This is a genomic window from Jeotgalibacillus sp. ET6 (genome assembly GCF_029667115.1).
In the GTDB taxonomy this organism is placed as follows: Bacteria; Bacillota; Bacilli; order Bacillales; family Jeotgalibacillaceae; genus Jeotgalibacillus.
Genome location: NZ_JARUIU010000004.1, coordinates 330,904 through 352,511, shown reverse-complemented (window position 1 = coordinate 352,511; position 21,608 = coordinate 330,904). Strand labels below are relative to the sequence as shown.

Genomic DNA, 21,608 nt, shown 5'->3' with positions numbered 1-21,608 from the left:
ACAAGAAGGAGATTTTCTACATGACCTATAAAATGATTGTACTCGATATGGATGATACACTTTTACGAGATGACCACAGCATATCCGAACGCACAAAAAAAGCACTGATGGCAGCTCAGGAGAACGGTGTGAAAGTCGTTCTTGCTTCAGGCAGACCCACTTATGCCATGCGTGATTTTTCAAATGAACTGAAATTGCATGACTACGGCAGCTATATTTTAGCTTTTAACGGTGCTAAAATTATTAATGCCAAAACCGAGGAAGAATTTTTCTCAAGCACCCTCAGTCCTGAAACAGCTCATAAATTATATGACATCAGCAAACGTGAAAACATCGGTATTCATACGTACGTCGGAGATTCGATCGTAACCGAAAATCAAAACCCTTTTTCAGATATTGAATCCGACATTACGGGACTTCCGGTTAACGTTGTAGACGACTTTAAAAAGGCAGTTACAGAACCGGTCGTTAAAATGCTGATGCTTGCAGATGAAGAGGTTCTCGTCCATAAGGAAGAAAAACTTCAGGCGGAAATGGCTGGCCAGTTCAGTATAATGCGGTCAAAGCCTTACTTCCTCGAATTTACTGAAGAAGGAGTAACCAAAGGAACCTCCATCAAGCAGCTTGCTGATAAGCTCGACATCCAGCAGGAGGAAATCATCGCAGTCGGTGACAGCTACAATGACCTTTCCATGATTGAATACGCAGGACTCGGTGTTGCAATGGGCAATGCGCCACAGGACATAAAAGACGCTGCCGACTTTGTAGCGGACACGAACATGAATGACGGCGTTGCTAAAGTTGTGGAAGAGTTTTTATTGAAGTAACGCATTAAAGGGGCCTGGCCCCTTCAGGAGGATAAAGCATGCATATTGATTCTTTTGTCAGCAGGTCCGGGCGATGGTCACGAAGAGAGATCGCGCGTATGATTGATGCGGGCAGAGTCACGTTAAACGGCAATGGCTGCACGCAAAAGTGCCTGGTGGACGATGACGACTTGGTGTTAGTTGACGGAATGCCTTTACCAGACCGTCCTCCGTTTGTTTATTTGGCATTTAACAAGCCAAGAGGCATTACCTGTACTGCACATCCAGCGATTGAAGGAAACATAATCAGCTTCATTGGATATCCGGAGCGGATTTTTCCAATTGGCCGTTTGGATAAGGATTCTGAAGGGCTGATTCTGCTGACAAATGACGGAAGTATAGTGAACCCTCTTATGAAAATGGAGTTTAAAAAGGAAAAGGAATACACCGTTACCGTAAACCGCGCTGTATCTCCGCTCCTTTTAGCAGGTATTCAAAAAGGCGGCATTAATATACGCGGAAAAACCACTTCCCCGTGCAAGGCCGTCCAAACCGATGATCAAACCATATCGATTATTTTAACGCAGGGGCTGAACCGGCAGATCAGACGGATGTGCAGCGCCTATGATTACCGGGTACAAACGCTCAAGTGCACACGGATCGGATCGATCTGCCTGCATGACCTGCCGATTGGAAAGTATAGACCGTTAACCAGTGAAGAAATACAACAATTAAAAAAGAGCTCATCAGAAAGCCAGTGAAAGCTGCCTTTCTGAGAGCTCTTTTTGTATGCTCAAAAAATTACGAAAGTCCCCTGTCTCCTTCTCAAACTCAAATCACATCCAGCAGCAGAAAATAAACAAGAAATGTGCCTAACATTATAAAAATACAGGTTGATAAAATCCATACTTTTATAGAGGATGGCCTGATTTGACCGTTGACTATGTCACGATTTTTTCGGTAGTAATCCACGGTACTGACGATCACCATCACCACACCTGATGACACCGAGACCAAGCCGATGATCAGGATAAAAACATCCAGTTCTTCTGTGTTTAGATCTCCCATAACAAAATGCAGGTTTGTTACGAGAAATCCGATTCCTGCGATGGCAACCGATGTCCTGATCCAGGCAAGATAGGTTCGTTCGTTTGCTAGAAGCTGCTGTGTATAGTGGGACGAAACCTTTTTATCCTTCATATTATCTCTCTCCTCTTCCCCATGCATTCTGAGTCTGTCCGTATCATATTGTTGAACAAAATGGTAAAATAAAACCAGACTAACTGGAAAGGAATGACCAAAATGGCACGTTCAACTGCACAAAAGCACCGTTTAAAGCTGCTTCGTGAGGGGAAAATGGATCCGCAAGTGAAGCGAAGCCCCTTTGCACAAATTGATTTGGATCTCCGTACGAAGAAGACAAAAACGAAGAAAGAAAAAATGAATCAGAGAAAGCACAGGAACCAGTTAACCCGGGAAGAATGGGATGGTTCCTTTTTATATGTAAAAAAAGAGGCTGGGACAAAAACATGTCTCAACCTCTTCAAGCCGGTTCAATGCGCTTCAGGCGGACTCTTTCCGCAGGGACGCCAACTTCCGCTCCGTTCACCTCATAATTAACTATTAAGAACTGGATTTAAACATCTTTCACTGTTCTATCCCAGCCTATTTTTCATTATTCACCAAAGTCTACGTTGTGGTAAACCTGCTGAACATCTTCAAGCTCTTCAAGGGCATCGATTAATTTTTCAAATTGCACAAGGTCCTCTGCTTCAAGTTCTACTTCATTTTGAGCGATCATCGTTAGTTCGGCTACCGTGAAATCGGTTATGCCTGCATTTTTAAAGGCTTCCTGCACGGCATGAAACTGGTCAGGTTCTGCATAGACAATCACTGTATCTTCCTCTTCAATGATGTCCCGCACCTCAACTTCTTCGTCCATTAAAAGTTCCAGCACTTCATCGGCTGACTTTCCTTCAACGCCAAATACCGCCGTTGCATCAAACATATAGGCTACTGAACCGCTGACACCCATATTCCCGCCATTCTTTCCAAATGCAGTGCGGACTTCAGGCGCGGTGCGGTTTACATTATTGGTCAAAGCATCCACGATGATCATGGAGCCATTGGGGCCGAAGCCTTCATACCGGAGCTCATCAAAATTTTCTTCCGATCCGCCTTTTGCTTTCTCAATCGCTCTTTCGATAATGGTTTTTGGTACATTGTAGGTTTTAGCCCGCTCGAGTACGACTCTCAGTGCCTGATTTGACTCAGGATCCGGTTCCCCCTGCTTGGCAGTTACATAAATTTCACGGGCAAATTTATTGTAAACATTACTTGTACTTGCATCCTTTGATGCCTTTTTTTCCTTGATATTATTCCACTTGCGGCCCATATAGTTTCACTCTCTTTCTATCTATTACCTGCTTTAAGTTTAATTGATAAAGGTTGATATTTTCAAATTTCGGAAACAGCTTCTTTCTCTATTATAACGTATTTTCATTATTATTCACTTTTTTTACCACGAAAGCACAGTAGAGAAAAAGAGCCTGATAGGAGCAGACTTTATGAGAACAGGCTACGTGATGCTCTCCTTCGTTTTCTGATCTTTTAAATACACGGTCAGGTTTTCTATATCAATGGAAAACGGCCGATCTTCCGTAATACTTGGAACAATGCGCCGCCACTCTTCCCAATTGGATTTCGTTGCAGTACTCATTTTGAGTACGCTGCGGTATTCAACCGCCTGCATAGCACAAATGGCTTCAGTGGCCAGGACACGCCGTGCATTTTGAATAATCGTATAAGCATGGCGGGCACCGATTGTTCCCATGCTGACGTGGTCTTCCTGATTAGCAGAGGAGGGAATGGAATCTACGCTTGCAGGGTGGGCTAGTGTTTTATTTTCTGATACGAGGCTCGCTGCCGCATACTGCATAATCATCGCACCGGACTGAAGACCGGGTTCAGGACTTAAAAAAGCCGGCAAACCATCACTTAATTGAGGATTTACAAGCCTCTCAATCCGCCTTTCTGAAATACTGGCAAGCTCTGCAACGGCTACTTTCAAAAAATCCATAGCAAAAGCGATGGGCTGGCCATGAAAATTCCCTCCTGAGATGACCGTTTCACCGTCATCGAAGATTAATGGGTTATCGGTTGCGGCATTTAATTCGATTTCAAGTTTTTCTTTCACATAATCAAGCACCTGCCAGCTTGCACCGTGAACCTGAGGAATGCAGCGCAGCGAATACGCATCCTGCACACGGCGTTCCCCCTGTCTGGTCGTGAGTTTGCTGTCATGAAGGATCCTCCGCATTCTTTCAGCCACAGCCATCTGCTGCGGGTACCCTCTTGCTTCGTGTACAGCCGGGTGGAAAGCGTCCATAACGCCATGAAGACCTTCCATGGTCATGGCAGCGATTTCCTCACTTTGAAGAGCAAGTGATTCCGCTTCAAGCCAGTTGATGACTCCCATTGCTGTCATTGCCTGTGTGCCATTAATCAGCGCAAGCCCCTCTTTAGCCTGAAGCTGCAGAGGAGTTAGGCCTTTCCATTTCCAGCAGTCAGCCGCGCTCATTCTTTTGCCTTCCAGCCAGACTTCTCCTTCTCCAATTAAAGTCAGCGCCAGATGAGAAAGAGGCGCAAGATCACCGGAAGCACCAAGCGACCCTTGCTGAGGGATCACAGGGTGAATGTTTTCATTTACCATGTACTGCAATCTTTCCACTAAAAGAGGGCGCACTCCGGAATACCCTTTTACTAATGCATTGAGACGCAGCACAATCATTGTTTTTGAAACGATTTCAGGGAAAGGATCGCCAAGTCCGCAGGCATGGGAACGAATTAAATGAAGCTGCAGCGCATGCACATCCTTTTTATTGATTTCTACATCGCTGAACTTCCCGAAGCCGGTATTAATGCCATAGGTGATTTTATGAGTGGAAACAATTTTTTCAACAGCAGAACGGCTTTTTATTACTTTTTCCATGCTTGTTTGAGCAATTTGGATTTTTTCGCCGCCCATCACAATTCGTTTTACTTTATCAAGGGTTAATGAGTTACCATCCAGCACAATCATCCTTATTCCCCCTTTCTGCTGCGAACGAGTGCCATTCCACTTACCACTTGAAGAAAGCTGTATATACCTGCTTTGACGGTTGGAGATGCGGCAGGGTCTTTAGTAGGGTCCAGGCAGACAAAATCGATATATTTCAAGGAAGGATGGCTGCCGATTTCAAGCAGGGCTTCAAACAATTCCTGCGTTGACATGCCGCCTGGTGTAGAAGCGGGGACCCCTGGAGCAAATCCAATATCCAGCACATCCATATCAATCGTTATATACGTGCGGTCGGTTTTTTGGCTCAGCTCATTTAACGCAGCACGGACAGTTTGAACGATCCCGTTTTGTCTTGCTTTTTTTAATGAGATCATATTAACGCCATGCTTTTTACCGTAAGCCACCAGGTCAGGTGCATTGAAATAGCCATGAAGCCCGATCGTATAAATATGGCTTCCCTGGACGATTCCCCCTTCAATCAGCTGGCGCATAGGTGTGCCATTAGAGGGACCATTTTCTGTTGGATCCCGCAAATCCAAATGCGTATCCAGCTGCAGAATGCCGATTGTTTCATCCGGATGCAGTTTTTTCAGTCCGCGAACCGTGCATGCAGTGACAGAATGGTCTCCTCCAATTCCAGCGAAGACCGCGTGCTGAAACTCGGAAAATATAGTATGTGCTGCATGTTCAATTCTGCGGTGGCTTTCCCCGATATCGGTGCCATGCATCTTTACATTTCCTGTGTCAAGAATGGTTAAAAAAGACAAATCAATGTCTTCATCGATGTTATATGTTGAAAATCCCTTCCAGCCCCTGCGGAATGCTTCGGCATACTCCGACGCTCCGGAAACGGAAATTGAAGAACGTGACAAGGGGAGTCCGAGAATCACAAGGTCAGGGTTTTCCCCTTGCCAGTCATACATCCCTTTTATCCACTGATGAAGCCGTCCGTCAAAGGGACCTTCTTTTCGCCAGCTCCACTCCGGCTGCACAATGCCTGCCTGCATGACTCTTTGTTTAGCCTCCATTACACAACCCGGACCCCCTTTTTCCAGACCGCCCGGGCATGATTGACGCCAAAAGCGTATTGAAGCATTTGATAACTCGGGACATTCCACATAACGAGATCTGCTTGTTTTCCTTCTTCAATTTTACCTGCCTGCTCTCCTTCTCCGATCGCATAGGCTGCATTAACGGTTGCGGCACACAAGGCCTCAGCCGGTGTCATGCGCATTAAAATACAGGCAAGATTCATCACAAGCGGCATACTGACAGTCGGAGAAGAACCCGGGTTGCAGTCGGTTGAAATCGCCACCGCGACGCCCTGATCGATCATCCTTCTGCCGTTCGCTGCTTCCTCTCTTAAATAAAGCGCCGTGGCAGGAAGAAGACAGGCAATGGTTCCTTTTTCCGCCATAGCCTGTCTTCCTGCTTCGGAAGCTTTCAGCAGATGCTCAGCAGAAATGGCCCCCACCCTCGCTGCAAGTTCAGCTCCCCCATATGGTTCTATTTCATCTGCATGAACTTTCGGAACAAGCCCGAAGCGTTTTCCTGCTTCCAAAATGCGCTCAGACTGAGTCGGCGTGAAAACATTCTTTTCGCAAAATACATCGTTAAAGCGGGCAAGACCTTCTTTTGCCACGATCGGAATCATCGTTTCGATTAACAAGTTGACGTAGGCTTCTTCCTGTCCTTTATATTCATGCGGGACAGCATGCGCCCCCATAAAAGTAGAAATCAGGTCGATTGGATGGACAGAATTTAATTTTTTCATAACCCTCAGCTGCTTCAGCTCAGTCTCGGTATTTAACCCATAGCCGCTCTTTCCCTCGAGTGTAGTGACACCATGCTTTAAAAACGAGTCGAGCCGGGCATATGCCTGCTCAAACAGTTCTTCTTCCGTGGCGTCTCTCGTCATCCTAGACGTCGCATGAATGCCTCCCCCGGCATTCATAATTTCCATATAGCTTGCTCCTTCAAGACGCCTCTCAAACTCTTCTTCTCTCGTCCCTCCAAAAACCAGATGAGTATGTGGATCAACGAGTCCCGGAGTAACAAGCTTCCCTGAGGCGTCCACAACTTCTGCCTCTTGTACACGGTTCTCAAATTCACGCTCAAGTTGACGGGTGGTCCCAGTCCGGATCACTTTTCCAGACTCCATCCATACACTTCCGTCTTCAATGATGCCAAGCTCACTCATCCCGCTTCCTGTGCGGGGTCCTGTTAGTCCGGGTTCCATTGTAATAAGCTGTGAGGCATGTTTAATCCAAATCGGTTTCATGACTGAACTCCCCCTTTTGATTGACCTGACTTACTCTTTATCAAGCATGGGAATATCAATTTTTTGTTCCCTCGCTGTTTGTTTAGCGAGCTCATAACCTGCATCTGCGTGTCTGACAATCCCCATACCCGGATCTGTCGTTAACACCCGCTCCAGCCTCATTTCCGCTTCTGGCGTTCCATCTGCCACAATGACCATTCCGGCATGAATGGAATAGCCCATCCCTACTCCCCCACCGTGATGAACGGACACCCATGTTGCACCGCCTACTGCGTTGATCATTGCATTTAAAATGGGCCAGTCTGCCACTGCGTCTGAACCATCCATCATCGATTCGGTTTCACGGTTCGGCGAAGCGACAGAGCCGCTGTCGAGATGGTCGCGTCCGATCACGACAGGTGCTTTCAGCTCCCCGCTTTTCACCATGTCGTTGATTATTTTTCCGAAACGGGCACGTTCTCCATAGCCCAGCCAGCAGATGCGTGACGGCAGTCCCTGAAATTGAATTTTTTCTCTTGCCATTCCAATCCAGTTGCAAAGATGCGTATTATCCGCAAATTCTTTCAGGATGACTTCATCGGTTTTATAGATGTCCTCAGGGTCTCCGGATAAAGCCACCCAGCGAAACGGTCCTTTTCCTTCACAAAACTGAGGTCTGATATAAGCAGGAACGAAGCCGGGAAAGCTGAACGCATGCTCGACGCCCTCATCTTTTGCCACCTGGCGGATGTTGTTGCCGTAGTCGAAGGTGACAGCACCCATTTGCTGGAGCGTGAGCATTGCTTCCACATGCTTTGCCATGGAGGCTTTTGCTTTTAAGATGAGTGCTTCCGGATTATTTTCACGCAGTTCTTTTCCTTCCTGAAGACTCATTCCATACGGCAGATAGCCATTGAGCGGATCATGGGCAGAGGTTTGATCGGTTAACACATCCGGTACAAATGATTGCTCAGCCATAAGAGACAGCAGCTCTGCGGCATTGCCGATTAACCCGATCGACAGGGGTTTCCTTTCCTTTTTGGCCTCTTTTGCCAGTTTAATGGCTTCCTCTAGTGAATGAGTTTTCGTATCCAGATAACCGGTGGCAAGCCGTCTGTCTGCACGAGTTTCATCTACCTCGATCGCGATGCAGACCCCGCCGCACATTGTAACCGCAAGCGGCTGAGCGCCTCCCATGCCCCCAAGTCCTGCGGTTACTGTGATTGTTCCTACAAGCGATCCATTGAAATGCTGTCTGCCCACCTCCGCAAATGTTTCATATGTCCCCTGAACAATGCCTTGAGAACCAATGTAAATCCAGCTTCCTGCGGTCATTTGCCCGTACATCATGAGCCCCTTTTGATCCAGCTCGTGAAAGGTTTTCCAATTGGCATAAGCCGGAACAAGATTGGAGTTTGCAAGCAGCACGCGCGGCGCATTTTCATGAGATTTAAAAACGGCGATTGGTTTGCCGGACTGCACAAGAAGCGTTTCGTCATTTTCAAGTTTTTTCAGTGAGTCAACAATGGCATAATAAGCAGGCCAATTTCTGGCTGCCTTGCCGATTCCGCCGTATACTACAAGATCTTCCGGACGCTCTGCCACATCAGGGTCAAGATTGTTCATCAGCATGCGAAGGGCCGCTTCCTGCTGCCACCCTTTTGTCTGCAGTTTAATTCCATGGGCAGCTTTAATACTTTTTGTATGCGCTTTCATTTGCATCCTCCTTTATTGCTATGATTCTGCTTTTATATAATTATACACAATATGAAGAGTAATATTTTAATAAATAGTAAAAATATCCCTTTAGTTCTCTACTATAGGAGTTTGGCAGTATGGTAAAGGATTAGGGGGCAATTGTATTAGAAGGGGTGATTTAAACAGCGGGGAAGACAGATGCTGCATATAAAAAAAGAACCTGAGAGAAAGTGTCTCAGGTTCTGTGACCGATTCGCTGCGTTTCAGGCAGACGCTTACCGCAGGCACGGCGCTGAGCCTTTTCAGGGCATAACCCTGTATAGTCTCAGCTTGCCGTCATCTCCTGCTGGAGTCGCCGCCTTTCGCTCCGCTCACCTCATACTACTAATTGATACTGCCTCATTTACAACCTTTTTAGCTATGGCAGATCCTCTATTTAGGGGATATCTATTTTCAGACCTTGATGACGCAGCAACTTCGAGTCCGCTCACCTCCTCCCCCTTACAAAGCGTCCCATTGGAAAGGAAATGAGCCGATCCCATTTAATCGTCATGGATATACACATCATTCATTCTACAAATCTTAATAAATCTCCATAAATGATTTCATCAGACAATCCAAGCTCTTCCCGCACGATTTCTTCTGTCGGTGCACAGCGAACGGCATCCACTAATTCTTCCTTTTCCAGGCTGAAGCACCTTTTATCTTTTAGCAGGTATTCGTCTGTAATAAAGTCTCCATTTCTGAAAATCACAGGATGCTCGTCGCTTCTGCCGAATAAGTTCTGTCCGAGTGCTGGATCTTCAGAATGAATACCCATCAAATGCAGCAGGGTCGGACGAATATCAATCTCCCCGCCATTATTGGAAAAGGTTTTTCCTTCCTGTCCGGGAACATGGATAATCAAAGGAATTTTTTTCAGCTTCATCCTATTTAATGAACTGGTCTCCATATTAAGCAAGTCCATAACACCTTGATCATATTTTTCAGAAATTCCATAATGATCTCCATATAAAACAAAGATCGTATTTTCATACAGTCCTTTTTCTTTCAGCTGTTCAAATAATAGTTTGATCGCCTCATCCTGGTACCGAATGGTGGTAACGTAACGGTTTACGACCCCTTCTTCGGTATTTGCTTTCTCAATGAACTGATCTTCTTCCTCAAGTAAAAACGGAAAGTGATTGGTCAGGGTGATAAACCTTGCATAATAAGGCTGCGGCAGTTCTTCCAAATAGGAGACGGACTGCTTGAAAAAAGGCATATCTTTAATTCCATAATTCACTGAATTTTCTTCTGTCACATCGTATGCCTCTTTTGAATAAAAGTGATCATAGCCGAGAGATTCATACATATTTTCCCGGTTCCAAAACGTTGAATCATTGCCATGAAACACAGCAGAATAATAATCTCCCTTTTCTTCTAAAATATGGGGCAGGGCAATAAATTCGTTTTCTGCCTTTCTCACGAAAACGGCCCCGCTTTCCATTGGATATAGACCCGTGTCGATCATAAATTCTGAATCAGACGTTTTTCCCTGAGCTGTTTGATCGTAAATAGAAGAAAAGTAGTAGCTTTCTTCCACTAAACGATTTAAAAAGGGGGTTAATTCTTCTCCATTTACTTTCTGATTAATCACAAACTCCTGAGTGGATTCCAGACTGATCAGCACTACATTTTTTCCTTTTGCCATCCCAAATGAGCTGGACTCAACATCAGAAGCCTGTGTATATTCAATCACCTTTGCAGTGTCATTAGATTCGGCTAAAAGACGGTAGAATGAAGAAGTTGCTGCAACCCCAATATCAAATGCATGATATTGAAACGGGCCAATGTTCTTTACCATTTGCTCACGATTATATGATTCTGCAAAAAGATGCGGAGCGTTCAGCAGACCGATGCCAATTGTCAGCAGCATAAGAGAAACGCTGGCAATTAAATAGTTCCGCTTAGCTCTTTTAACAGGTTTTAGTGAGGGCAGCTTTTTACGGAAAACCAAAAAGCCAACCAGCAGCAGATCCGCAAATAACAGCAAATCCCACCAGCTTAAAAGCTCAACTGTACTCGGTCCCAGACCCCCTACGTTGCTGAATTGAAAAAGAATAGGCACGGTGACAAAATCTGTGTAAAACCGGTAATAAAGCAAATCTCCATAAAGCAGGGCCGTTATAAGAAACATTATACCAATTAATGGGTATAACTTAACTTTTTTACTCCAATAAAAGCTTAATCCAATTAACAGCATTAACGGCCCTATTGGATTCAGTACGATAAGAAGAGCATCCAGAAATGTCTGCACTCTTAATTGAAAGCCGATAAACGAAAGAGCGAGGGTTTTAATCCACAAGCTGCTGATGGCAATCCATACATAAGAATTTTTCAGCATGGACTAAACCCGATTTCGTTTAGGAAGGACGTGTACGTTTCTTTGACTACTATAGCTTTTTTCACGCATTCCTCTTCCGGATGATCCCCCATGAGAGCCAGCTGCACCCAATTTCGCTCAAGAAGATAAGAGCTTTCATAGCTGATTAATACCCCTTTTTCTTTACATGCATCCCCTAAGCTCCTGCTTGAAATTTCTTCCGGCAAAGCCATTGTGATAATTCCCGGGGAATAGGATTCGTCTCCAAGCGGCAGCATCGAGCTTTCGAAAAATAAAGTCCGAAGAGTGCTGGAGAGTTTCTGTGTATGAACAGAATTTATTTCATTAAGAGCCTCTGCCAAAGCAACAATCAGGTTGGAGGAGTGAGTAAAGGCAATGCCTCCGTTCTCTGCGTATAAACCTAAATCCAGGTATCTCGGAATAGCAGGATTGGCCTGAACCTCTTCCCGGTGAAAAATGATGGCCAGGCCCGGATAGGAACCAAAGCCTTTTCCGCTGACTGCTGAAGCGAACAGAATATCTGTTAAATCAAGTGGAGCCACGCCAGCTGAACTGCAGGCATCCAGACACAGCTCAACATCATGTTCCTGACAAACTGCCTTAAGCTCAGACAGATTATATAAATACCCGGTGGACGTTTCACAGTGAACCGTCCACAACCACTTAATTGATGGATCTGCGGTTAAATAATTCCTGATTTCGTTGGGGTCTGCTGCTTCATTCCACTCTTTTTCCAACGTTGTATATGACAGTCCAAATCGTGAGGCGTGATCAATCAGCCGCTCTCCAAATTCACCATTTGATAAAATGAGCCCTTTCCCTTTTAAGCCTTTTAATTGCCCCGCAACCACGTCATTTGCAAGCGTTCCGGTTCCAACAAGAATTTGTACGCCAGCGGCTCCCGTCAGATTGAGCAGTTTTTCCTTCAGCCCCGTCATATGAAGGGTAAAATCAAAGGCCCGATGAGACAGAGGCGCCTGTGAAAACGCCTGTTTCACGTTGGAAGAAAGCTGGACAGGCCCCGGCAGAAATGAATACATGGAAGAAGGCTGCTTTCGCACCATCAGCCGTTGAAACGCTTTAGTAGAAGAGGAAAAACTTTCTCTGGTTAAATACATCGGCTGAAATTGGGCTCCTTCTTTTCCAACCAGACCGCCAAAAGGTATAAACCCAATTCTTTTATACAGCTTTAACTGACGGACCGTCCCTGAAATCAACGCTACTGTGTACTGTTTCTCCAGGCAATAGCTCACCAGCCTGTCCACTAATTTATAAAAAGTCTGCGTACTCCGCCATTGCTTTTTTACCGACAAAAGCCTGACTTCACAAGGTACAGCGCCTTGCGGCAGATACTCATCCAGGTTTTCCAGCTTTTGATCCAGTGAAAATGGACGTATGCCGCGCACTGCGATCATGCCAACCACTTCCGTCCCCTGCTTGGCAATGACATATGTGTTTTCATCATGAAATTTATCTACCAGCTCACGGAGCGAATTTTTTTCATGCTGAGGAATTTCCTCCACAAATGTTTGATAATTCAACTGATGGATTTGCTGCAGCTCTTCTTTTTCCGTAGCCATTTTATACGTTAACGAATTCATCTTAAAACCTCCAAAACGTCTGCGAACCAGGACCATTATTTATGATGTATTGCTGCAAGAAAAGCAAATAACACTATAAAGCTAACAAAATACAAAAGTGAATCTTCTAAAATGTATAAAGTAACAGGAATTGTAAGAATGGATAGAAACCCTGAAAGTGTATAGCGGCGGAGGATTGAGTAGAGCACCCCCATGACTGCTCCCATCACTAAAATAGAATATGGATTTAAAAATAAAGCAGCTGCAAGATAAACGACGATTCCTTTTCCGCCACGAAACCCTAATTGCAGCGGGTACAGATGGCCGATTACTAAAAGGATACTTGATAACACAAGTGCAGGTCCGCTTCCCTCTGCCCAGTAAGACGTTATCCCCAAAGTAATCCACACCTTTGCGGCATCGATCGCAATCGTAAGCAAAAATCCTTTTTTGCCAATCACTCTTCCTGCATTTGTCGCACCTGCATTTCCGCTTTCCATTTGACGGATATCTTTTCCAAGAAAAAGTTTCACAAGGTAATAAGCACCTGTGAATCCGCCAATTAAATACGAATACAAAGCCACTACAATAAACTGCACGGTTTCTGTTTGCATGATCCACCTCTAACTATTCGTGCGAGCAGGCTGATGTTTTGAATGGATCTTGAAACCACGTACCCTGCCAGTTTTGTTCCTGCTTCATCAACTAACTCCCATCAATATTAAAACAACTAGTTTTACCTTATCATATTATTCCAATTAATTGGATTCATTCAATGAATATTTCCCGTAAATACGGCACATAAAGCATAAGAGAATCATCCCACCCAGGTTTGAAACGCATGTTTTCATCGCAAAAAAGCAGACGGCTGAGCTGCTCCGTCTGCTTTCATCAAACTTAATTTCAACTTATCCTTTCCCTGCTTGAAAAGAGGGATAAAGTTTCATTCCGCCATCCACAAATAAGGTTGTTCCGGTTACATAGCTAGCCTGATCAGAAGCCAAAAAAGCAGCAATTGAAGCCACTTGTTCGGGTTCACCGATTTTCTTCATCGGAATCATGGACAGAACCTCTTCACGCTGCTTCGGATCATCAAATTTTTCTTTATTAATTGGTGTATTAATCGCACCAGGTGCAATATTATTCACCCGTATTCCTTTTCCTGCATATTCAAGCGCTAACGTCTGAGAAAGCATATTCATCCCGCCCTTGCTCGCTGCATAGTGGGCGAAATGCGGCCATGGAACGATTTCATGAACACTTGACATATTAATGACAGAGCCTTGAATTTCATGTTTAAGCATATACGAGATCGCTTTTGTAGATCCTAAAAATGTGCCGGTAAGATTGACTGAAATCACTTTATTCCATTCGTCGAGCGTCATCTCATGGGATGGAATTTCATTTTGCATGCCTGCATTATTCATCATAACCTCTAGAGCACCAAAGTGATCATGAGCGGATTGGATTAAACGGTCGATATCCCCCTCAACGGATACATCCCCCTGAACAGCGACTGCCTTTCCTCCTGCTTTTTCAATCTCTTCTGCTACCTGGTTTGCTTCTTTCTCTTTATTTAAATAGTTTACAATGACATTCATCTTTTCTTCACCAAACCTGAGAGCAATCGCTTTGCCCAAGCCTGATGAAGCGCCTGTGACGATGGCTGTTTTACCATTCAACTCATTGTACATTTTCTCCGCCTCCTATTCCTTAGTAAAGCCCAGCATGACTCCGCCGATAATGATTAAAATAGAGCCGATTACAACAAACACCAATTGCTTTTTGGTTTTCTTCTCTCCAAGCAGAAAGATTCCGCCAAGCGTTGAAATAATAATACCGGTTTGCGATAACGAAAAACTGGTAGCAGTCCCTACTCTTGGAATCGACAGAAGCAGGGCAAGATTTCCTGTCGCCCACATTAAGCCGGGAATGATGTTGCGAATGGTGTACTTGTTAAAGGGCTTATGTTTAACGCTTAAAAGTATTGCCCCTGTCACCATGCCAACTGACTGAGGCAAGATAGCGGTCCAGCCGTCGATGTTGAACCACCGAATGATCACCACATATCCCACATAACCGACAGTCGAAATCAAAAGCAAGGGAATCCCTTTTTTCAGCGGGCTGCCTTCCTTGTTTTCTTCTTCATCTTTTTCCTGATAGGACGTTAGTACAACGCCCAGACAAATCAGAACCAGTGCGGAAATACCGATAATCAGTTTCATGGTTGTAGACCACTCACCAAAAGCGAGCACGCCAAAAAGCGAGGTTCCTACAAGCTGCAGACCGGTTGAAATTGGCAGGGTTTTGGATACCCCTAAATGTGTAACCGTCCTGAACTGATTCGTCTGACCAAGCGCCCACAGCAGTCCTGAGATAAAACTGACGATCACAGCTGTCAGCGTAAAGTCGGGAGAAATAAAAAAAATAGCAGCGATTGAAAAAATCAAGGCGCCAAATGTAGTCCCGACCACCTGACTATAGGGACCCCCGCCTAATTTAGTACTTACAAGTAAAATACTTCCCCACATCACAGCGGGAATTAAAGCAATTAATATATCCACGTTCATTCATACCGCCTTTCATTCCCTATATTTTGCCCGCAAGAGGTTCAAATAAACCTCAAATGTTTGTAGGAATAAAAAAGAGAATGCCGCCACAGAAATGTCTTGTGATGGCATTCTCTTTTTTTGAAGATATGAACCACTTTCTTTTTGGAAGGTGGTCAGCTCGACAATATTCAAACCTACAGAAGGCCGGAGGGAGCTGTTTTAAATTTCCTTAACACCTGCTCCAGCAAATCCTTGCTGAATCCGGTTTTTTCATTAATTCTTTGTGCACACACTTCTATCGAAACAGCCGGAGAATCATGATGCAGCCCTTCAGTTGAACTTAAAAAGCTTTGCCATTTATCAAACTCCCAATGAGCGGTTTCTTCTTTATAAGGAACTCTGCATTCCACTAGCGGATAAGGATTGAGATAGTTCTGTGAACGTTCGGCTGCCATTTCAAAGTCACCTTTATTTACGGGCTCTAATCCGTAAGTCTGCACAGAAAAACGGCCGTTTGGCCTATGATAATAAACCTCCAGATGTGATTTGTGCGACTTAAGCTGAACATCTGCTCCGGGGAAAAAACCGCTGAGTTTTTCTCCACTAAATTCTTCGTCCTCCGCGTCTATTAGGATGGGCAGCAGCCACTGATCTCCCAAATCGCATAAAAAACGACGGCCGTTTTCATCTACAGCCATTACTGCAGCATGAGCATCATCGGTATGTATATCATGACCAACAGGATAGGCTTCAATTCCGTCCTGTTTAAACTCATCCAGCAGCCAAATCGCCAGGTCAAAGCAGTTCCCGGAAACACCAAACTGATCCCTTTGTTCTTTCATTTGAGAAACGGATCGCTGTTGAAACGGTTTATCAGGATGATAATTCCATCGTTTTGTTACCGTTTCCATTGCAATGCGGTCGAATTTTTTCCATGTCTTTAATATAGAAGCCGGAGGAAGCATGTCATCACCTCAGTAGTTGATGATTTAATTTTACATGACTTTTCCGAATCCTTGAAGAGTGTTAAACAACGAGTAACTCCTTTGAAGGCTGCTAAAATACTGTTTGGGATCATAATCTTATCTTTCGCAGACCCCGTGGATAATTCCTTTCATCATTTGGCTGTGTTCAGTTCGTTAGGAGTAAAATGGGAAGGGGTTCAAACTTTTATGAGAAGTGCTTTCCTGCCGGCTTCCGCTGCACTCACCGCATATTCCCGATAAATTCCGCCTCATTTTGAACCTTTTTTTGTTATGTCTCACCTTCTTTTACCGGTTAGAAAAACCAATAAACCAGTTTCATTTATCCTAATTTCCTCTGCAATCAAATTTTAATATAGATGACTTCTAAATAACGTGTAGCCTCTATTAAAAAGGGTATATATGGTTATAAACAGGAGGGATTATCTATGGATGAAAATGTACAATTATATCCGTTTGAAGATGATGGTTCTATACCGAATAATCAACAATTGTCGGTCATTGTATACGAGGGTGTATTCAAGGAAAATCCTGACGAAATTGAAAAGACGTTTAATGAGCATAATTGGAAAAACAGCTGGGTTGATGGGGTCCACGACTACCACCACTATCACAGTAATACACATGAAGTGCTCGGAGTGCAATCGGGCTCGGCTATGCTACAGATTGGCGGTGCAGAAGGCAAAATGATCGAGGTGCACACGGGAGATGTAATCGTGCTGCCTGCAGGAACAGGTCATCGAAATATGAAATCGAGTGAGGACTTTCGTATTGTAGGAGCTTATCCTGAAGGTGCTGAGTACAATTTACGGACCGGTGAACCCGGCGAACGTCCTGAGGTGCTGGAGGAGATCTGGCATGTTTCAATTCCGGACACGGATCCCGTTTATGGCAAAGAAGGTCCTCTCCTCTCCAACTGGCATGTGGCAAAATAATAACTTTTTTAAATAGGTCGAAGAAAATCCAAAAAAGTTTAAGAACGAAGTAAATAATAAGAGGTGCGTGCAGCGGAAGGCGGCGGCTCCAGCAGGATACGACGGCTGCTTTAGACTTTACAGGGCAGAGTCCTGAAAAGGCTCAAGCCCCGTTCCCTGCGGAAAGCGTCCACACGAAGCGCAGTGAACCGATCGTAGAGCTTGAGACACTTTTGTCTCAGGCTCTTTTAAATGAAATTTTTTCCTTTTTTTCTAATTAGAAATATATGATGACAGGGATTTTCACACCACAGAGCCTGATTTTCACAATTTGTCTATTTCTCAGCCTCTCTTAGATGCTTGTTCCTTTATACAACCTTCCTATTTAGGTTAAAATAAAGACAGAACAGGAGTGAACGCATGATTAGAAAATTAATGCTTGTTGTAGTTTTAGTTGCTGCTGTGTTCCTGTCAAGGCCTTTATGGGAAGAAAAAGTTTCTCCCTATGTGGATGTTTCGTTTATGGACGCCATCTCTGACCGGGTAATGTCAGTGATTTATACACCCGCCGTTTCAGATGCACTAGATTCATTTCAAGATACCATTACGTCAATGGTGATTGATATAGATGCTGCGATTCAGCAAGCCCCCAGACTGGAACCGGCTGAATCGAGAGAAAAAGTAGAAAAGCCCGATCTCTCCCCTCCTACTGAGCAAATGTTCTCCATTTATAATGTAAAAATTGGAGATGCCAGACAGGATGTTGAACAGGAGATTGGAGAACCTCAGCGTCAAACAACAAACGAATATGGAACTGAATGGTTTGCCTATCATGAGAATTTCGGAAACTTTTTAATGGTATCCTATAATGATGAAGAACTTGTCAATGGATTGTTTACGAATCAGGATCTGCTGGCGTCTTCAGCTGGTATTACACTTGAAACTTCACGCGAGGATGTTACAGCAGAACTCGGAGAACCTCTGACTTCGATGAGAAAAGGACTGGTTCGCTACCAGATCCAAAATGATGGAGAATATGATGTCTTTGAGGTGGATGATTCGTACGCTACCGTATTTTACGATAAGCATGAAGACCAGACGGTGACCGCTATACAAATCATTCATCAAAGTCTGGAAGAAGACAGGGAGGATATTTATACCGCTCCTTCTGATTCCTTAAAAGAAGGGTTTGAATACCAGCTTTTCGATTTAACTAATGCAGCACGGGTTCACCACGGTCTGATGCCTTTAGTCTGGGATGATCAAGCACGCGAAACTGCACGCAAGCACAGTGCAGACATGGCGGACAATGCCTATTTTGACCATACAAATCTGGATGGGCAATCTCCTTTTGACCGCATGGAAGAAGACGGGATCCGCTACACAACGGCTGGTGAGAATCTTGCTTATGGCCAGTTCAGTTCAGTCTTCGCACACGAAGGCCTTATGAACTCCCTGGGTCACCGTGAAAACATCTTAAAAAGTGATTTTGGCTATCTTGGGATAGGTGTAGCATTTAATGGTGAAAATCAGCCTTACTATACGCAAAACTATTTTAATAATTGAACACAGGAGAGCCTGAGACAAAGTGTCTCAGGCTCTTTGACCGGTTCTCTGCGCTTCAGGCGGACGCTTTCCGCAGGGACGGCGCTGAGCCTTTTCAAGGCCTTGCCTTGTAAAGGCTCAGCTTGCCGTCATGTCCTGCAGGAGTCGCCACCTTCCACTCCGCTCACCTCATTACTAATAAAGTATACTGACCCTCTTAAACTTTCTCATTTATTTCCCGACCTCATTATTTATACCCTTCTGAGTTTAAAATTTTGTTATTTTGCTCTCAGACTGATCTAAAATTGGTCCTTTTTCGTTTTCTTTAAAAAGTAATTGCTTTGACTGCACTGGAGTGAAGAAAATTGACCGATTATTACACAAAAAAAGAAGCGTTAGAAGCGATGTACGACGAACATAATCTCCTTTTATGGAAAATAGTCTACGGAAACCTGCAGGATGAACAGCATGCTGAGCAAATTATTACACGTGTGTACAAGGATATCTGGGAATGTGATCAGGTCCTTTTTTCGAAAGAGAGACAACTCATTATGATCTTACGGTTTTGTAAAAAACGGCTTGATCAATCCTAAGTAAAAAAGGTCTGGAACATAAGTGTCTTAAGTACTTTGACCGGTTCTCTGCGCTTCAGGCGGACGCTTCCTCAGGGATGGCGCTGAGCCTTCTTGGGCCTTGGTCTTCGAAGTCTCAGCTTACCGTCATTTCCTGAAGGGAGTCGCCACCTTCCGCTCCGATCACCTCAGATTTTTTAACCTTTCTTTGAAAACTCCCCCAACTTTTTTTACCAGCTCATTTCATTTCACTTAAGGTAAACGCTTTTTATAGGACTCAAAATTCTCTAATTACAGGAGGGCACCCTGAAGAGCCCTATTCAATTATTTCACTGATTTTCTTACTACCAGCTCGGTTGACAGCTTGTAATATTCATTGACTTCAGCCCCTGTCAGCTGCTGCAAAATTAAATGCATCGCCAGCGCACCAGCTTCATACTTTGGCTGCTTAATCGTTGTTAAAGGCGGTGACATGAATTCAGATAGCTGAATGTCATCAAAGCCGATAATGGAAATGTCTTTTGGGATGTGGATCTTATTTTCTTTAAATGCCTGCATTCCCCCGATTGCCATTTCATCGTTGGCAAAGAAAACAGCATCTGGCAGAGTCCCTTGTGCAATCAGCATTTTGGTTGCCCGGTACCCGCCTTCACGGGTAAAATCTCCATGCATTCTCCACTTTGGCTTTGGCTCTAAATGATGCTCATTTAACGCCGTAATGTAGCCGTTGTAGCGTCTTTCACTATCGTGAGATCCCACGGGGCCGCTGATAAAAGCAATTTCCTTAGACCCCTGCTGAATTAAGTGCTCTGTGGCCACATATCCCCCATGAAAATTATCCACTTCCACTTGAACAACATGATCCACGTTCACATGCCGGTCTAAAACGATAATCGGAAAGCCCTTCCTCGCTGATTCGGCAATGACTTCATCTGATATGTTATGAGCAAGGATGATTGCGGCATCCACCCGTTTTTCCTTTAGAAATTTTACAGCAGTGGATTGCGGTCCGCCCTGGGAACTGCAGGCGATCAGGTCATACCCGTGCGCTGTCGTCACTTCCTGTACACCTTTTGTCAATTCTGAATAATAGGGTCCCGCTAAATCACTGAGAATCAGGGCAATGGTATTGGTCTTGGTCCGTTTCAAATCAGACGCAAACCCATTTTTTTGATAGTTTAATTCTTTTGCAGCTTCCACTACTTTTTTTCTTGTTGCCTGACTTATTTTCGGACTGTTATTCAACGCATAAGAAACAGTAGAAATTGCTACTCCTGCGAGCTTGGCCACATCTTTAATCGTTGCTGCCACAGCTTTATCCTCCATTCGTTCCTCTTCTTCACTGGCAGAGTCTTTTAACTAAGCGTATCATTCACTTACGAAAATGTCTTTCTTCCAACTTTATTATTTTAAGCCTGAAGTGGTAAAGCCCTCGACAATATATTTCTGAAAGAATGAAAAGATGATAATGATCGGAATAACCATAAATGCCGCCCCTGCCATTTGCAGAGCGAAATTACTGGCGTACTGCCCTTTTAAGAGAGACAAGCCAACAGATAGTGTATATAGGGACTCATCATTTGCAATGATTAACGGCCATAAAAAGCTGTTCCACGCTGCTATAAACGTCAGAATCCCCTGCACAGCGAAAATGGGTTTTGAGATCGGCATAATTAAACGGAAGAAGATATAGAATTCACCTGCTCCGTCCAGACGGGCTGCCTCGATAAGATCGGTCGGGATTGTCGCCATAAACATTCTAAACAAAAAGATACTGAATGCAGCCGCAAGACCCGGCAGGACAATCCCAGCCATTGTATTAATTAATCCCATTTCATTTAATAGCAGATAAACCGGAATCATCGTAACCTGCCCTGGAATCATCATTGTTGCCAGGACCAGATAAAACACTTTTTCTTTGTTCTTAAAGTCATATTTGGCGAAGCCGTAGCCAGCCATGGCATTTAAGAATAATCCTACAAAAGACAGCAGGACAATAATGAGCGTGTTTCTCAAGTAAACCCCAAAATTCATGTTTGTAAATAGATTAATATAGTTTTGAATTGTAGGATTTTCAGCGAATATTGTAGGCGGCATTTGCAAAATTTCACTTTCCGGCTTGAATGAACTTGTAATCATCCAAAGGAATGGAAGTGAAACAATGAAACCCCCAACAATGAGTAAAATTGTTGCGATCCATTTTTCTGTATTGCCTTTTGATCTCCCGGAAGCCATTCATGTTCACCCCTATA

At 44.2% G+C, this 21,608-nt stretch carries 20 protein-coding genes; 6 read left to right on the top strand and 14 right to left on the bottom strand.

Annotated elements, in window-relative coordinates:
* Positions 1-20: 20 nt before the first annotated feature.
* Positions 21-827, top strand: coding sequence for a Cof-type HAD-IIB family hydrolase (locus P6709_RS13155; protein ID WP_278241387.1), 807 nt, complete (start codon positions 21-23; stop codon positions 825-827).
* Positions 828-865: 38 nt separating this feature from the next.
* Positions 866-1,567, top strand: coding sequence for a pseudouridine synthase (locus P6709_RS13150; RefSeq protein WP_278241386.1), 702 nt, complete (start codon positions 866-868; stop codon positions 1,565-1,567).
* Positions 1,568-1,637: 70 nt separating this feature from the next.
* On the opposite strand, the gene P6709_RS13145 is transcribed toward P6709_RS13150, so the two are convergent.
* A complete protein-coding gene (locus P6709_RS13145) occupies positions 1,638-2,006 on the bottom strand; it encodes a YidH family protein (protein ID WP_278241385.1) in 369 nt (122 codons plus the stop codon).
* 102 nt (positions 2,007-2,108) lie between these two features.
* On the opposite strand from P6709_RS13145, the gene P6709_RS13140 reads away from it, so the two are divergent.
* Positions 2,109-2,426, top strand: a complete 318-nt coding sequence (locus P6709_RS13140; RefSeq protein WP_278241384.1) for a hypothetical protein — start codon at positions 2,109-2,111, stop codon at positions 2,424-2,426.
* A gap of 55 nt (positions 2,427-2,481) precedes the next feature.
* On the opposite strand, the gene P6709_RS13135 is transcribed toward P6709_RS13140, so the two are convergent.
* The 11 genes from P6709_RS13135 to P6709_RS13085 form a co-directional block, all read right to left on the bottom strand.
* On the bottom strand, positions 2,482-3,201 hold the full coding sequence (locus tag P6709_RS13135; RefSeq protein ID WP_278241383.1) for a YebC/PmpR family DNA-binding transcriptional regulator: 720 nt from the start codon (positions 3,199-3,201) through the stop codon (positions 2,482-2,484).
* Between the two features lie 183 nt (positions 3,202-3,384).
* Positions 3,385-4,887, bottom strand: a complete 1,503-nt coding sequence (gene hutH / locus P6709_RS13130) for a histidine ammonia-lyase (protein ID WP_278241382.1) — start codon at positions 4,885-4,887, stop codon at positions 3,385-3,387.
* Between the two features lie 2 nt (positions 4,888-4,889).
* A complete protein-coding gene (locus P6709_RS13125; RefSeq protein ID WP_278241381.1) occupies positions 4,890-5,894 on the bottom strand; it encodes an agmatinase family protein in 1,005 nt (334 codons plus the stop codon).
* Positions 5,894-7,147, bottom strand: a complete 1,254-nt coding sequence (gene hutI / locus P6709_RS13120) for an imidazolonepropionase (RefSeq protein ID WP_278241380.1) — start codon at positions 7,145-7,147, stop codon at positions 5,894-5,896. The genes P6709_RS13125 and hutI overlap by 1 nt, the downstream gene beginning before the upstream one ends.
* A 30-nt stretch (positions 7,148-7,177) precedes the next feature.
* On the bottom strand, positions 7,178-8,842 hold the full coding sequence (hutU, locus tag P6709_RS13115) for a urocanate hydratase (protein ID WP_278241379.1): 1,665 nt from the start codon (positions 8,840-8,842) through the stop codon (positions 7,178-7,180).
* A gap of 550 nt (positions 8,843-9,392) precedes the next feature.
* Positions 9,393-11,210, bottom strand: a complete 1,818-nt coding sequence (locus P6709_RS13110; RefSeq protein WP_278241378.1) for an LTA synthase family protein — start codon at positions 11,208-11,210, stop codon at positions 9,393-9,395.
* Positions 11,204-12,811: a GNAT family N-acetyltransferase gene (locus P6709_RS13105; RefSeq protein WP_278241377.1), complete on the bottom strand. Its 1,608-nt coding sequence runs from the start codon at positions 12,809-12,811 to the stop codon at positions 11,204-11,206. The genes P6709_RS13110 and P6709_RS13105 overlap by 7 nt, the downstream gene beginning before the upstream one ends.
* A 35-nt stretch (positions 12,812-12,846) precedes the next feature.
* Positions 12,847-13,404, bottom strand: a complete 558-nt coding sequence (locus tag P6709_RS13100; protein WP_278241376.1) for a glycerol-3-phosphate acyltransferase — start codon at positions 13,402-13,404, stop codon at positions 12,847-12,849.
* A gap of 294 nt (positions 13,405-13,698) precedes the next feature.
* Entirely contained in the window at positions 13,699-14,484 is a 786-nt protein-coding gene (locus P6709_RS13095; protein WP_278241375.1) for a glucose-1-dehydrogenase, read from the bottom strand.
* 12 nt (positions 14,485-14,496) lie between these two features.
* A complete protein-coding gene (locus tag P6709_RS13090) occupies positions 14,497-15,354 on the bottom strand; it encodes a GRP family sugar transporter (RefSeq protein WP_278241501.1) in 858 nt (285 codons plus the stop codon).
* Between the two features lie 182 nt (positions 15,355-15,536).
* Positions 15,537-16,307: a hypothetical protein gene (locus P6709_RS13085; RefSeq protein ID WP_278241374.1), complete on the bottom strand. Its 771-nt coding sequence runs from the start codon at positions 16,305-16,307 to the stop codon at positions 15,537-15,539.
* A 446-nt stretch (positions 16,308-16,753) separates the two neighbouring features.
* Here P6709_RS13085 and P6709_RS13080 point away from each other — a divergent pair, with 446 nt between their 5' ends.
* The 3 genes from P6709_RS13080 (at position 16,754) to P6709_RS13070 (ending at position 19,377) form a co-directional block, all read left to right on the top strand.
* Positions 16,754-17,260 (top strand): cupin domain-containing protein, encoded by a 507-nt coding sequence (locus P6709_RS13080; RefSeq protein ID WP_278241373.1) that lies wholly within the window; start codon positions 16,754-16,756, stop codon positions 17,258-17,260.
* A gap of 399 nt (positions 17,261-17,659) precedes the next feature.
* Positions 17,660-18,805: a CAP domain-containing protein gene (locus P6709_RS13075; RefSeq protein ID WP_336618999.1), complete on the top strand. Its 1,146-nt coding sequence runs from the start codon at positions 17,660-17,662 to the stop codon at positions 18,803-18,805.
* Between the two features lie 344 nt (positions 18,806-19,149).
* Complete coding sequence (locus P6709_RS13070; RefSeq protein WP_278241372.1) at positions 19,150-19,377, top strand: hypothetical protein; 228 nt, start codon at positions 19,150-19,152, stop codon at positions 19,375-19,377.
* 303 nt (positions 19,378-19,680) lie between these two features.
* Here P6709_RS13070 and P6709_RS13065 read toward each other — a convergent pair whose 3' ends face one another.
* Both P6709_RS13065 and P6709_RS13060 read right to left on the bottom strand, forming a co-directional pair.
* A complete protein-coding gene (locus tag P6709_RS13065) occupies positions 19,681-20,682 on the bottom strand; it encodes a LacI family DNA-binding transcriptional regulator (protein WP_278241371.1) in 1,002 nt (333 codons plus the stop codon).
* A 78-nt stretch (positions 20,683-20,760) separates the two neighbouring features.
* The gene (locus P6709_RS13060) at positions 20,761-21,591 is read right to left on the bottom strand and encodes a carbohydrate ABC transporter permease (protein ID WP_278241370.1); all 831 of its coding nucleotides are present in this window, start codon (positions 21,589-21,591) and stop codon (positions 20,761-20,763) included.
* Positions 21,592-21,608: the final 17 nt, after the last annotated feature.